At 71.9% G+C, this 12,364-nt stretch carries 10 protein-coding genes; 6 read left to right on the top strand and 4 right to left on the bottom strand.

The window, feature by feature from the left end; translation table 11 throughout:
* Positions 1-89: 89 nt before the first annotated feature.
* The 6 genes from ACH34T_RS17860 to ACH34T_RS17885 all read left to right on the top strand — a co-directional run bounded on the left by ACH34T_RS17860 (position 90) and on the right by ACH34T_RS17885 (position 6,681).
* Positions 90-1,259: a C40 family peptidase gene (locus ACH34T_RS17860; protein ID WP_395993252.1), complete on the top strand. Its 1,170-nt coding sequence runs from the start codon at positions 90-92 to the stop codon at positions 1,257-1,259.
* A 123-nt stretch (positions 1,260-1,382) separates the two neighbouring features.
* Positions 1,383-1,913 (top strand): hypothetical protein, encoded by a 531-nt coding sequence (locus ACH34T_RS17865; RefSeq protein ID WP_395993253.1) that lies wholly within the window; start codon positions 1,383-1,385, stop codon positions 1,911-1,913.
* Between the two features lie 139 nt (positions 1,914-2,052).
* The gene (locus ACH34T_RS17870) at positions 2,053-2,712 is read left to right on the top strand and encodes a hypothetical protein (RefSeq protein WP_395993254.1); all 660 of its coding nucleotides are present in this window, start codon (positions 2,053-2,055) and stop codon (positions 2,710-2,712) included.
* A 130-nt stretch (positions 2,713-2,842) separates the two neighbouring features.
* The gene (locus ACH34T_RS17875; protein WP_395993290.1) at positions 2,843-3,658 is read left to right on the top strand and encodes an isoprenyl transferase; all 816 of its coding nucleotides are present in this window, start codon (positions 2,843-2,845) and stop codon (positions 3,656-3,658) included.
* Between the two features lie 147 nt (positions 3,659-3,805).
* Complete coding sequence (locus tag ACH34T_RS17880; protein ID WP_395993255.1) at positions 3,806-5,176, top strand: PhoH family protein; 1,371 nt, start codon at positions 3,806-3,808, stop codon at positions 5,174-5,176.
* A gap of 704 nt (positions 5,177-5,880) precedes the next feature.
* Positions 5,881-6,681 carry a lytic transglycosylase domain-containing protein gene (locus tag ACH34T_RS17885; RefSeq protein WP_395993256.1) on the top strand — a complete coding sequence of 267 codons (801 nt, stop codon included), beginning with the start codon at positions 5,881-5,883 and terminating at the stop codon, positions 6,679-6,681.
* Positions 6,682-6,705: 24 nt separating this feature from the next.
* On the opposite strand, the gene ACH34T_RS17890 is transcribed toward ACH34T_RS17885, so the two are convergent.
* The 4 genes from ACH34T_RS17890 to ACH34T_RS17905 form a co-directional block, all read right to left on the bottom strand.
* Complete coding sequence (locus tag ACH34T_RS17890; RefSeq protein WP_395993257.1) at positions 6,706-8,148, bottom strand: class II fumarate hydratase; 1,443 nt, start codon at positions 8,146-8,148, stop codon at positions 6,706-6,708.
* 80 nt (positions 8,149-8,228) lie between these two features.
* Positions 8,229-9,482: a serine/threonine-protein kinase gene (locus ACH34T_RS17895; protein WP_395993258.1), complete on the bottom strand. Its 1,254-nt coding sequence runs from the start codon at positions 9,480-9,482 to the stop codon at positions 8,229-8,231.
* A gap of 233 nt (positions 9,483-9,715) precedes the next feature.
* Positions 9,716-11,356 (bottom strand): fumarate hydratase, encoded by a 1,641-nt coding sequence (locus ACH34T_RS17900; RefSeq protein WP_395993259.1) that lies wholly within the window; start codon positions 11,354-11,356, stop codon positions 9,716-9,718.
* A gap of 61 nt (positions 11,357-11,417) precedes the next feature.
* Positions 11,418-12,344: a DMT family transporter gene (locus tag ACH34T_RS17905; protein ID WP_395993260.1), complete on the bottom strand. Its 927-nt coding sequence runs from the start codon at positions 12,342-12,344 to the stop codon at positions 11,418-11,420.
* Positions 12,345-12,364 lie beyond the last annotated feature (20 nt).

The raw sequence follows: 12,364 nt of genomic DNA on the forward strand, positions 1-12,364 counted from the left end.
ACCCTCAAACGTTGCGACCTTCATACAGCGCGAATAGAGCGCGAACACAGCGCGACCGTCGAACAGGGCGATCTTCGAGGAGTGTGGCAGTGGGAAAGCCGAGCCGCCGGGTCCTACCGACGATCATCGGCGTTTCAGTGCTGACGACCCTCGCCGCGAACGTCGCCGTCCTGGCGGCGCGCGGCGGTGACGCTCCCGCGCCGGCCGCGGACGGCGAGCGGCGCGCCCGGTTCGTGGCCGCGTCCGGCAGCACCGGGCTCTCGCCCTCCGCCGTCGCGCCGCAGGGCAGGCGGCTCACCCCGCACGTCCTGGTCGCGGCGCCGTCCACCCTCCCGCCCGAGCTGGTCTCGAAGGTCCGCGGCGCCAAGAACGTGACGGGCGTCGAGGTCGTGGACGCCGTCCAGGGCATGGTCGCCGGCAAGCGGGTCGGGCTGATGGGCGTCGACCCGTCCACGTTCCGGAACTACACGCCGAAGCCCACCGCCAAGTCGGACGCGCTGTGGCGCAACGTGGCCGCCGGCGACGTCGCGATCTCCTTCACGATGGGCAACGACGGCGGCGTGAAGCTCGGCAGCCAGGTTCCCGTCGGCGGCAGGCGGGCCCAGTCGCCGCTGCGCGTCGGCGCGTACGCGACGATGGGCATCGGCGACGTCGACGCGGTCGTCTCGCACGCCACCGCCCAGGCCCTCGGCATGCCGACCGGCAACGCGATGCTGATCAGCGTCCCGAAGACCGAGCCGAAGACGTTCATCAAGAAGCTCCGCAAGGTGCTGCCGAAGAACGCCAAGGCCGTCGCCGTCAACCCGGAGATCGACTACCCGGAGACGGGCAAGGTGCCCAACGGCCAGGTCATGACGGCCAGCCAGGTGCGGACGGTGATCAAGGCCGCGTACACCCGGCTCGGCTGGCCGTACGTGTGGGGCGGCGAGTCCGAGGCGGAGCGCGGCTACGACTGCTCCGGCCTCATGCAGTACGCCTTCGCCAAGGCCGGCATCAGGCTTCCGCGCGTCGCCGCCGACCAGGCCCGCGTCGGCTGGGTCGTCCCCTACGGCAAGGCGAAGCCGGGCGACATGCTCATCTGGGCCAACGACCCGACCGCGCCCGGCTACATCTCGCACATTGCGCTCTACCTCGGCGAGGGCAAGATGCTGGCCGCTCCGCGGAGGGGCACCGTGGTGCAGGTCCAGAACGTCTACACCCGGAACATGCGCGGCGCCGTCCGGGTGAGCCCCAAGCTCGCCAACTCCCTCGCCCGCTGAACCCCACACGCTGAACCCCACACGCTGAACCCACACGCGCTGAGCTTCATGCGCTGAGCCATGCACCCATGCACTCGTCCCAAAGGCTGGCGCTTGCGGACGAAGCGTTGTAATTTTGATTACATGAGTACGAGTGAAGCGGCTGAGCAGCTCCGCGGCTGGTTCTCCGGACGGCTTCCCGACGACTGGTTCGAGGGGCCGCCGGACGTCGTCCTCGACCGCGAGGAGGTGAGCGTCGTCGGCCGCCTCCCCGATCCGGCGGCCGCCGCCGACGCGACGGAGGCGTCCGAGGCGGAGCGGGCCGGGGCGATCGCCGGTCACATCCAGCGCTTCCGCGAGGAGACGCGCGAGCGGCGCATCGGCATCGCGCGGGAGGCCGAGCGGCGCTTCGGCCACAAGGTCTCCTGGGGCGTCGAGTGCGGCGGCGAGCGGGAGATGTTCACCACCCTGTCGGTGCCCGTCATGACCCGGCTCCGGCAGCCCGAACGCCGCGTCCTCGACACCCTCGTCGAGGCCGGCGTCGCCCGCAGCCGCAGCGACGCGCTCGCCTGGTGCGTGCGGCTCGTCGGCAAGAACACCGACGAATGGCTGTCCGAGCTGCGCTCCGCGCTGCAGCACGTCGAACGCGCCCGCGCCGCCGGCCCCCAGGCCTGAGCCCGGCGCCGGACCCCAGCGCGGGGGCGGGGCCCGGCCGGCTTCATTACCCGATCTCAATGATCACTGGGTGTGATCATGGTGCTGACCTCGCCTAATGTGCGTTCCAAGCGAGTCGGCGGGGAGGGGTGGTGGTCGGGTGGTGCACGGGCTGCGCTGCCTGGACGGCTCCGACCTCGCCGTGGTGCCGGTCGCCTCGCTCGACCGCGGCGGCAACCCGTTCGAGGTCACGCTGGAGCTGTGGCGCGACGGCGACTCGTTCGGCGCGGTGGGGGAGCGGTGCGGGTACTTCCTGGCCGACCTCGCCGTCCGGGTGGCGGCGGCGAGGGCGGACGGGTCCCCGCAGGCCGCCCGCTGGGCCGACCCCGACGACCGGTTCCCGGAGCCGTCCACCGGCGGCGGGGCCCGCGAGCCCGAGCTGTTCGCGTTCCGCTACCGTGATCGCGGCGACGTGATGAGCACCGGCGAGCTGCGCTGCGCGCTGCGGACGTCCTCCATGTGGGTCGGACGGCAGCAGTCCGCGGCCGGACGGTGGCGGATCGCGCGGCGGGCCGTCATCGAGGCGTGGGGCGCGAGCGGGCGCGGCGTCCGCGCCGTGCTCACCTCCGCCGAGCTCGCCCGATTCCTCGCCGAGCTGCTCGCCGAGGCCGCCAAATCGGTTCCGGGGGGCGTGGGGGGCCGCCCTTTCACGGGCGCGCCGCCGGTCCCGGGGGGCGCGGAGGGCCGTCCGCCGGCGCCGGACGGGCCGGAGCAGGCCGAACGGCCAGTCCGGACCGTTCCACGAATTAGCATGACATGACGGGAACGGCTAGATAACCAGCGCCGTCGGGCCATAATTGAGCGTTCTCCCGCCAGGGACGGCCGCTCGAAGGGAAGCCCATATGGGGGTTCGGCGTACGGAGGAGCCGCGCAAGCGCATGCCGCGCGGCATGCGGAACGCCGGTGGACGGCTGAGCTCCGCCGTCCGCGGCAGCGGCCCGTACGCGGCCTTCCGCGACGCCGTCTACCGGATGTACGAGCACCGGGTCGAGGCGTCGCTCCCGAAGGACGTCACCCCGCGGCACGTTGGCGTGATCCTGGACGGCAACCGCCGCTGGGCCAGGTCGATGGGCCTCGCCGACGTCAACACCGGGCACCAGGCCGGCGCGCAGAAGATCTCCGAGCTGCTGCAATGGAGCGCGGAGGCGGGCGTGGAGCACGTCACGCTGTGGCTGCTGTCCACCGACAACCTGAACCGCCCGGCCGTCGAGCTGGCCCCGCTGCTGGAGATCATCGAGAACACCGTCCGGCAGCTCGCCTCCGACGGCTGGCACGTCAAGCCCGTCGGCGCCCTCGACCTGCTGCCCGATAAGACCGCACGTGTCCTGAAAGATGCGGGTGAGGCCACATCGGACGCACCCGGCCTGATTGTGAACGTCGCGGTTGGGTATGGGGGTAGGCGTGAGATCGCTGATGCGGTGCGCTCACTGCTCATCGAGCAGGCGAGCCGGGGCACCAGCATCGAGGAACTCGCCGAGATCCTCGACGTGGAGCACATCGCGGAGCATCTCTACACGCGCGGTCAGCCGGATCCGGACCTGGTCATCCGCACCTCGGGGGAACAGCGTCTCTCCGGCTTCATGCTCTGGCAGAGCGCCCACTCGGAGTTCCACTTCTGCGAGGTCCACTGGCCGGACTTCCGCAAGGTCGACTTCCTCCGGGCCATGCGTTCCTACGCCGCGCGGCACCGGCGCTACGGTACCTGACGGTCACTCCACGGCCCCCACCGCCAGCGCGGCGGACCGGCGCGCCACCGAGCACTTCTCCTCGACAGATCCGTGCAGGTCACGCCTGTGCGGGCAGGCCGGGTGAGAGATGTTCACCGGAAGGTTCCCCATCATCAGGGAGATCGAGTGGCCACAACCTCCGCGCGCCGTCCCGGCCCGTCCGGGAACCCTTCCGGGACGAACTCCGTCCCGGATCGGCGCACGTACGTCCTCGACACCAGCGTCCTGCTCGCCGACCCGGGGGCGCTGACCCGGTTCGCCGAGCACGAGGTCGTACTCCCCATCGTCGTCATCTCCGAGCTTGAGGCCAAGCGTCACCACCCCGAGCTCGGATACTTCGCCCGGCAGGCCCTGCGCGAGCTGGACGACCTGCGCCTGCTGCACGGCCGCCTGGACGAGCCCGTGTCCGTGGACGGCCCGCTCGGCGACCAGGGCGGCACGCTCCGCGTCGAGCTGAACCACGCCGACCCGAGCGTGCTGCCGGACGGTTTCCGGCTCGGCGACAACGACACCCGCATCCTGTCGGTGGCGGCGTGGCTCGCGCACGAGGGGCACGACGTCGTCCTGGTCTCCAAGGACCTCCCGATGCGGGTGAAGGCGTCCGCGGTCGGCCTCACCGCCGAGGAGTACCGGGCGGAGCTGGCGGTCGTGGAGTCGGGCTGGACCGGCATGCGGGAGCTGGAGGTCCCGGCCGGGGACGTCGAGGACCTCTACGAGTCGGGGACCGCGGACATCGAGGAGGCCAGGGACCTGCCCTGCCACACGGGGCTGCGGCTGCTGTCGGAGCGCGGCTCGGCCCTCGGCCGGACGCAGCCGGACAAGTCCGTGCGGCTGGTGCGCGGCGACCGGGAGGTGTTCGGGCTGCGCGGCCGGTCCGCCGAGCAGCGGATCGCGCTCGACCTGCTGATGGACGACAACGTCGGCATCGTCTCGCTCGGCGGCCGCGCGGGCACCGGCAAGTCGGCGCTCGCGCTGTGCGCGGGCCTGGAGGCCGTGATGGAGCGGCGGCAGCACCGCAAGGTCGTGGTGTTCCGCCCGCTGTACGCGGTCGGCGGCCAGGAGCTCGGCTACCTGCCCGGCTCGGAGAACGAGAAGATGTCGCCGTGGGCGCAGGCCGTCTACGACACCCTGTCGGCGGTGACGACCCCGGACGTCATCGACGAGGTCGTGGACCGTGACATGTTGGAGGTCCTGCCGCTCACCCACATTCGCGGCCGGTCGCTGCACGACGCGTTCGTGATCGTGGACGAGGCGCAGTCGCTGGAGCGCGGCGTCCTGCTGACCGTGCTGTCGCGGATCGGCGCGGGCTCACGGGTCGTCCTGACGCACGACGTGGCGCAGCGCGACAACCTGCGGGTCGGACGGCACGACGGCGTCGCGGCGGTGGTGGAGAAGCTCAAGGGGCATCCGCTGTTCGCGCACGTGACGCTGACGCGGTCGGAGCGCTCGCCGATCGCCGCGCTGGTGACCGACATGCTCGGCGACGTCGGCGGCTGACAGGGCCCGTCCTGGAGACCCCTGAGGTCACCTGGGGTCACCTGAGGTCGCCTGGGACAGGTGAACCCCGGCGGTACGCTGTGCGCGGCCGCCGGGGTTCGCGCGTTTCGTCGGCACCCCAGGAATGGCTCTACGGAACGTGATCGTTAAACACCGGACCGTGGACCTGTGAGGAAGGTCACATGACCTCGTCCGGGGGCCGGGATCCCCTGGTCCTGTCGCGGTTTCGGCGTTTCGTCCGGGGAGTTGACAAGCGTCCCAGCCGCAGCTTTCGTCTCGTTTCGGTTGCGGAGCAACCCTCGGCCTCGGGCATTGTGTCTCCCCGTAAGCACCCCCGAACGGTGCCGGACCGGGAGCGCGTCCCCTTCACGACACGCGCGACGGGCACGGCGCCGGCCCGGGTCCGGGGCCGCCGGAACCTCCACGCGGCCGGACGGACCAGGGGTGAAGCAGCTCGGACGCGTGTCCATGCGCGTGCGACCGTCGGAAGGACCGCCTTGTACGGAGACCGTCCAGGGTCCCCTAGGCGAGACGAACGACAGAACTTTGACTCTCCGGAGCCGTGGTCGCCCGCGGCTCCTCTTGCCCCGGCCCCCCAGATCCCGATCCAGGCCACCGGCGCGTTCGCCACGCCGCCCGCTGAGCCCGGCGCGTCCGGTCCGACCGGCGCGTCCGGTCCGGCGCCGGCGCCGCACGAGGACGATGTGAAGGTCGCCGGCACCGCCCGCACCCAGGTCGCCGAGCCCGCCGGTGACACGCTCGGCTTCCAGGCCCTTCCGGCCGAGCCGCTCCGCACCGGCTTCTCCGCCGAGCGGAACCGCGACGAGATCGCGTCCGGCGGCCCCCGGGGCGGCGCGGGCAAGCGCAACGGGATGCGGATCGTGGCCGTCGCCGCGGGCGCCGCGGTGGTGATCGGCGGCGGCGCGGCCGCCGCGCTCGCGCTGACCGGCGGTTCCGGCGGCGGCGACGACGCGACCGTCAAGCCGACCAGGCAGCTGGCCGACGCCGCGCCGAAGGTCGACCCGAAGGTCCTGGAGGAGCAGCGGCGCAAGCTGGCCCTCGAACGCGCGTCCCGTGCGGCGCGCGAGGACGCGGGTAAGGGCCCGTCCCTGCTCCCGAAGGGCAAGCCCGTCCCGACCAAGAAGCCGGACGAGGACGGCGGCGGCGGCGGTGGCGGCGGCCCGATCGGCGACCCGGTCCCGGCGGGCGAGGCGCAGCGCATCGCCAAGCGGCTGATGCCGAGCTTCGGGTTCAGCGGCTCCGGCCAGTTCGGCTGCCTGGTGAAGCTGTGGGACAGGGAGAGCGGCTGGAACACCCACGCCGCCAACCCGTCCGGCGCGTACGGCATCCCGCAGGCGCTGCCCGGCGACAAGATGGCCAGCGCCGGGCCCGACTGGCGCAACAACGCCACCACGCAGATCAAGTGGGGCCTCGGCTACATCAAGAACCGCTACGACACGCCGTGCGGCGGCTGGTCGCACTTCCAGTCGGCGGGCTGGTACTGATCCGTCTGGACGCGTCCCAGGCGCTCAGCGGGGTTCCTGGGACTCGTCCGACGTGCCCGTCGCGTCCGCCGTGCTCGTCGTGCCTGTCATTCCGAGGACGTCGAGGGCCGCGTCGAGCTGCTCGGCGGTCAGCTTCCCGTCCGCCACGTAGCCGCGTTCCAGGACCACCTCGCGGATGGTCCTGCGTTCCCTGAGCGCCTGCTTGGCGACCTTCGCCGCCTCCTCGTACCCGATGTAGCGGTTGAGCGGCGTCACGATCGACGGCGACGACTCGGCGTACTCGCGCATCCGGTCGGCGTCGGCCTCGATGCCGTCGACGCAGCGGTCGGCGAGCAGCCGCGACGCGTTCGCCAGCAGGGTGATCGACTCCAGCACGTTGCGGGCCAGCATCGGCAGCATCACGTTCAGCTCGAAGCTGCCGGACGCGCCGCCGAACGCGACCGCCGCGTCGTTCCCGATGACCTGCGCCGCGACCTGCGCGACCGCCTCCGGGATCACCGGGTTCACCTTCCCCGGCATGATCGACGAGCCGGGCTGCAGGTCGGGCAGCCGGATCTCGGCGAGCCCGGCGCGCGGGCCCGAGCCCATCCAGCGCAGATCGTTGACGATCTTGGTGAGGCTGACCGCGACGGTGCGGAGCGCGCCGCTCGCCTCGACCAGGCCGTCCCGCGCGCCCTGCGCCTCGAAGTGGTCGCGGGCCTCCGTCAGCGGCAGACCCGTGACCCGCGCGATCTCGGCGATGACGCGGCCGCCGAAGCCGTCCGGGGTGTTGATGCCGGTGCCGACCGCGGTCCCGCCCAGGGGCAGCTCCGCCAGCCGCGGCAGGACGGCCTCCAGCCGCTCCACCCCGTGCCCGACCTGCGCCGCGTACCCGCCGAACTCCTGCCCGAGCGTCACGGGCGTCGCGTCCATCAGGTGGGTGCGGCCCGACTTCACCACCGTCGCGAACTCGCGGGACTTGCGGTCGAGCGCGTCCCGCAGATGGCGCAGCGCGGGGATCAGGTCGTTCAGGACGGCGCCCGTGGCCGCGATGTGGATGGAGGAAGGGAACACGTCGTTCGACGACTGCGACGCGTTCACATGGTCGTTCGGATGGACGGGCCGTCCGAGCCGCTCCTCCGCCAGCGTCGCCACGACCTCGTTGGCGTTCATGTTCGACGACGTCCCGGACCCGGTCTGGAACACGTCGATGGGGAAATGGTCGTCCCAGCGGCCGTCCGCGACCTCGCGGGCGGCGGCGGCGATCGCGCGGGCGAGGTCGTCGTCGAGCACCCCGAGCTCGGCGTTCACCGTCGCCGCCGCAGCCTTGATCTGGCCCAGCGCGGCGATGTGCGCGGCCTCAAGGGGCCGTCCCGAGATCGGGAAGTTCTCCACCGCGCGCTGCGTCTGCGCCCGCCACTTCGCCGCCGCCGGCACGCGGACCTCGCCCATCGAGTCGTGCTCGACCCGGAACTCCTGCTCGCCCATCAAAGCCTCCCGTGCGCGTCCCTGGCCGCCACTCATGGCAGCCAGGCGGGTGGCTCCCGCATTCCCCGGGGTGGGGCGTGTCACTCCTTGTTGAGCGTGTAGTTCCTGCGCTCGCCGGGGGAACCGAGGGGCTTCCGCAGGCCGTTGACCCAGACGTCGCAGGCGGACGCGTCGTAGATGACCGCGTTGAGGCGCGGCTGGCCGTACTGGCGGGCCTCGCTCACCCGCAGGGTCTCGTCGCTGAGCACGGCGCCGCCCGGGACCGACACGAAGATCCTGCAGCCGGTGTTGCGGGCGCGGACGACCAGCGTGCTGGACTCGATGCCGGGCGGCGCGTCCTCCCCGCCGCCCGCCGGGCTCGACGACGACTCGCTCGGGGACGGCCCCGGGCTCTCCCGCATCATGCCGACGATCAGCGCGGTGGCGCCGATCCCGCAGGACGCGACGGTCGCGCCGATCAACCCGATCACGACCATCAGCCGGTAGCGGGGCGTGTGCGCGTGGCGTCCCGACCGGGGCCCGGCGACGGCGCGTTCCAACCGGTCGACCGCGCGGGCGTGGCTGAGCCTGCGGGTCGGGTTCTTCTCCAGCAGCCCGACGATCACGGGGCCGAGCACGCCCGCGTTCTGCGGGGACGGGGTCGACTCGTTCGCCAGCGCGCTGAGCGTCGCCATCACGTTCTCGCGCTCGAACGGCGGGTGGCCCTCCAGGGCGGCGAACAGCGTCGCGCCGAGCGACCACAGGTCCGAGCGCGGCGTCGCCTTCTCTCCGGCCGCCACCTCGGGCGCCACGTACGCGGGCGAGCCCATGAAGTGGCCCGTCTTCGTCAGGCTGGCCGAACCGGTCGAGAACGCGAGGCCGAAGTCGGTGAGGACGACGCGGTCGCCGTCCAGGATCACGTTGCTGGGCTTCAGGTCGCGGTGGACGATCCCGGCCTTGTGCGCGGTGCTGAGCGCTTCCAGCAGCGCGCGGCCGATGTGCGCGACCCGCTCGGGCGGCAGCGGGCCCGAGCGTTCGATGAGCTGTTCGAGGCTCGGCGCCTCGATCATCTCCATCACGATCCAGGGCCGGCCCTGCTCGATGACCACGTCGTACACCTCGACGATGGAGTGCGTGCGCAGCTGTGCGGGCGCGCGCGCCTCCCGGAGGGTACGACGGTAGAAGACCACCCGGTCGTCCTCGGTGAGGTCCTCGGGGAGCCGGAGCTCCTTGATCGCCACGGCACGGTCGAGGAGCTCGTCATGCCCTCGCCACACGGTGCCGTTGGCACCCTGACCTATCTCCGAGATCAGCCGGTAGCGCGTCGCGAGAACGAGGCGCTCTGACTGTGACATGGCGGAAAAGATACCGGAGAGGGTAGGCGGTCATCGGGGAGACGTCGGGACCAACCTGGATTTTGTCCAGCAATGTGACCTGCTGGCAAGAATCACCAAGAAAGCGGCACGCAGCCGCAAGACCGCCAGCACCGCTCGGCACTGCTTGCCAAGCCTCCGCGCCGCCGCAGCGCGTCGCCGCCGCCCGTTGTCGTCCGTCGTCGTCCGCGCCGCTCGTCGCCGTTCGCCGGCGGTCAGCGCCTGCCGATGGTCAGGACGGGGCCCGTGGTGTCGGCGAAGAAGTCCTCGCCCTTGTCGTCCACGACGATGAACGCGGGGAAGTCCTCGACCTCGATCTTCCAGACGGCCTCCATGCCGAGCTCCGGGTACTCCAGGACGTCCACTTTCTTGATGCAGTCCTGGGCGAGGCGTGCGGCGGGGCCGCCGATCGAGCCGAGGTAGAAGCCGCCGTGCTCCTTGCAGGCGTCCGTGACCTGCTTGGACCGGTTGCCCTTTGCCAGCATGACGAGCGAGCCTCCGGCGGCCTGGAACTCCTCGACGTAGGAGTCCATCCGCCCGGCGGTGGTGGGGCCGAACGAGCCGGACGCGTAGCCCTCCGGCGTCTTGGCCGGGCCCGCGTAGTAGACGGCGTGGTCGCGCATGTACTGCGGCATGGGCTCGCCCGCGTCCAGCCGCTCTTTGATCTTGGCGTGCGCGATGTCGCGCGCCACGACCAGCGGCCCGGTCAGCGACAGCCGCGTCTTCACCGGATACCTGGTCAGCTCGGCCCGGATCTCCGCCATCGGACGGTTCAGATCGATTTGGACGACCTCATCATCGAGGTGCTCGTCGGTCGTTTCGGGCAAGTACTGCGCCGGGTCGGTCTCCAGGCGCTCCAGGAACACGCCGTCCGCGGTGATCTTGGCGAGGGCCTGCCGGTCGGCGCTGCACGACACCGCCATCGCCACCGGGCAGGACGCCCCGTGCCGCGGCAGCCGGATCACGCGGACGTCGTGGCAGAAGTACTTGCCGCCGAACTGCGCGCCGATGCCGAGCCGCTGCGTCAGCTCGAACACCTGGAGCTCCAGCTCCAGGTCGCGGAACCCGTGCCCGAGCGGAGAGCCCTCGCTCGGCAGCGTGTCCAGGTAGTGGGCGGACGCGTACTTGGCGGTCTTCAGCGCGTACTCGGCGGACGTCCCGCCGACCACGATCGCCAGGTGGTACGGCGGGCACGCGGCCGTCCCGAGCGAGCGGATCTTCTCCTCCAGGAAGGACATCATCCGCTTCGGGTTCAGGACGGCCTTCGTCTCCTGGTAGAGGAACGACTTGTTCGCGCTGCCGCCGCCCTTGGCCATGAACAGGAACTTGTACGCCTCGCCTGGCGCCGCGTACAGCTCGATCTGAGCGGGGAGGTTGCTGCCGGTGTTCTTCTCGTCCCACATCGTCACCGGCGCCATTTGCGAGTAGCGCAGGTTCAGCTTCGTGTACGCGTCGTACACGCCGCGCGAGATGTGCTCCTCGTCGTTCCCGTCCGTCAGGACGTGCTGGCCGCGCTTGCCCATCACGATCGCGGTCCCGGTGTCCTGGCACATGGGCAGGACGCCGCCGGACGAGATCCCCGCGTTCTTCAGCAGGTCCAGGGCCACGAAGCGGTCGTTGGGGGACGCCTCGGGGTCGTCCAGGATGCGGCGGAGCTGCGCCAGGTGCGCGGGACGCAGCAGGTGCGAGATGTCGCGCATCGCGGTCTCGGTGAGCAGCCGCAGAGCCTCCGGCTCGACCTGGAGGAACGTCCGGCCGCCGGCTTCGAACGTGGAGACCCCGTCGGAGGTCAGGAGACGGTAGTCGGTCTCGTCCGGGCCGAGCGGCAGCAGGTCGGTGTAGGAGAACTCAGGCATCTCAGGCAGATCCTCGTGCGATTCCGATGGGTGCGGTGTCTACGGAATCACAGGTTACGGGCTAGGGAAGCGCCGGTTCACAGGGGGCGACGGCCTCGCCGGAGGCGACGGGGGCGCGGGGCGTGACGCGGGCGCGCAGGCCGAGGACGACGCCGGCCGCGACCAGCGCGGCGCCCGCCAGGTCGGCCGGGGCGGGCCGGCCGATGCCGAGCGCCACCGTCGTGATCACCGCGCTGACCGGGATCAGGCCCGCGAACAGCCCGGCGCGGTCGGCGCCGAGTCGTCCGATGGCGTTGTACCACAGCAGGAACGCGATCGTGGTGACGACCACCGACAGGTACGTGAAGCCCGCCAGCTCGCCGGACGTGGGGGTGCGGAGCACGGCCGTGCCGTCCACGGCGAGGCCGACGGCCAGCAGCATCGGCGCGGCCAGCGCGGCGGAGTAGGCCGAGACGCGCAGCGGGCCGAGCCTGGGCAGCAGCGGGACGGCCAGCAGCGAGAAGCACACCTCGCCGACGAGCGCGCCCAGCGACAGCAGCAGCCCCCGGACGCTCCCGCTGCCGAGCCCGTTGGCGAGCGCGGCCCCGGCGGCGACCACGCACGCCGACAGCACGAGCGCCGGGGCGGGACGGCGTCCCTCCAGCAGCGGGCCGATCAGCGCCAGCACGATCGGCACCGTCGCGATCACCGTGCCGATCGTGGCCGGGCTGGTGTCCTGGGTGGCCGCGACGATGCAGACGTTGAACGCGACCAGGCCCGTCCCCGCCAGCGCCGCCAGCAGGAGCCAGTCCCGGAGGGAGGGGCGCCGCGCCGGGCCGCCGGCGAACCGGACCACGGCCAGCAGGACCAGCGCGGCGACCGTGTACCGCGCCGCCTGCCCGCCGAACACGGGATAGTCGGCGATGGTCGCGGACACGGCGGTCAGCGTCCCGACCAGGAACATGGCCGACCCGGCCCCGGCCATCCCGTGCCTGTGAGAAGTGTTCATGGACGGAACGCTATGGTCTG

The organism is Actinomadura sp. 9N215 (assembly GCF_044326345.1).
Taxonomy (GTDB): Bacteria; Actinomycetota; Actinomycetes; order Streptosporangiales; family Streptosporangiaceae; genus Spirillospora.